The organism is Elstera litoralis, from assembly GCF_000963705.1.
GTDB classification, from domain to species: domain Bacteria; phylum Pseudomonadota; class Alphaproteobacteria; order Elsterales; family Elsteraceae; genus Elstera; species Elstera litoralis.
On the sequence record NZ_LAJY01000833.1, the window covers coordinates 1 to 986 of the forward strand.

1 protein-coding gene and 1 pseudogene are annotated in these 986 nt (G+C 57.2%); both read right to left on the reverse strand.

Going from position 1 to position 986, the window contains the following annotated elements:
- A pseudogene (locus VZ95_RS20070) lies at positions 1–239 on the reverse strand (hypothetical protein); the annotation flags it as partial.
- Between the two features lie 137 nt (positions 240–376).
- Positions 377–986, reverse strand: a 610-nt coding sequence (locus VZ95_RS26265) for a hypothetical protein (protein ID WP_045777441.1), incomplete at its 5' end; no start/stop codon positions are given.

Consider the following 986-nt stretch of genomic DNA (forward strand, 5'->3'; position numbering starts at 1 on the left):
CCGCCTTCGCCGCCCAGGATGAACCCGGCTTTGAAGAGATTGGGGAAAACCATCACGCCATAGGCGCGCTTCAAGAGATTATTGATCGGTTTCCCGAGATTGGCATCGGAGCGCAGGCTATCGACGCTGATCTTCGCGCGGTCAACCAGTTCCTGTTGATCGTTGGCCAGCACCGGCTTGACGATCATCATCAGGCCAAGCATCACGCTCGCGGCCAGGGCAGTTATGCGGAACATCATTCTCTCCTTACACGTATCGCCTTCAAGGGGCTGCGCTTTTCTAGCCCGCTAATAAGACGATTGTAAGGCATCTCAAAACGCCGCACGGCCAGACGCGGGGGCTATGACCGAAATATCCCCGCGTCCGTCCAGAGGTTTTACGGCGTGGTGAGTGTGATTTTCCGCCGACCCTCGACGCCGAGGGTTTGGAGGGTTTCGCCGAAATGGGCTTTCATCAGCGCGGCATGCCGCCCATTCTGGAGGAGCAGTTTCAGGCCAGAGTCGAGCGGCTTCGCGTAATCCTTGTTTTTCGGCGCGAGGTAAAAGCGGAAATCCCGCTCATAAACCAGCAATAGATTTTTTTCGATCACAAGTTCCGGGTTGGCCGCCGCTTCCGGCACGATTTCCGTCACGCCGCGCGAGAAATAATCGACTTTCCGATCCCCCGCCGCGACCATCTTATAAAGCGCCCGCCATTCGCCCGCCTGCTCATGGACGGGAAGTCCATTGGCCTTCCATACAGCCACGTCGAACCACCCTTGGCCGAAGCCCGCCACAAGGTTCGTGGCCTTAAGATCGGCCAAGGAGGTCACGGCCGCATATTTCGCCTGATCCGCCGCCCGAATCAGAAAGACGCGCTGGCCAATCAAACCGTTGGTCAAGGGGACATCAATGCCAACGTATTTTTGATCCCGTTCGGTCGATTGAACGAACCAATGAACATCCAAACCGCCGTCTTCCAGCATCGAACCGATGCGCGGTTGCGGA